This window comes from Psychrobacter proteolyticus, from assembly GCF_038155145.1.
GTDB classification, from domain to species: domain Bacteria; phylum Pseudomonadota; class Gammaproteobacteria; order Pseudomonadales; family Moraxellaceae; genus Psychrobacter; species Psychrobacter proteolyticus_B.
In genome coordinates this window covers 1-211 of record NZ_JBAKAY010000220.1, presented here as the reverse complement: position 1 = coordinate 211, position 211 = coordinate 1, and the positions used below count along the sequence as shown (strand labels likewise).

The 211-nt window shown below is 45.0% G+C and carries 1 pseudogene; it reads left to right on the top strand.

The features are described 5' to 3' along the window. A pseudogene (locus V6252_RS13605) lies at nt 1-211 on the top strand (carboxyl transferase domain-containing protein); the annotation flags it as partial.

Below are 211 nucleotides of genomic sequence, written 5' to 3'. Positions count from 1 at the left end.
CTGTTGGTATTATTGCAAATCACGGTATCTAGTTCAGTCAATCAGCACAAATAGGTTCGCACTTCATTGAGCTGTGCTGTAAGCGCAAAATCCCATTAGTAATTCTCCAGAACATTACTGGCTTTATGGGGGGTCGCAAATACGAAACCGAAGGGATCGCTCGTCATAGCGCCAAGATGGTAATGGCAGTGGCCAATGCAAAAGTGCCAAA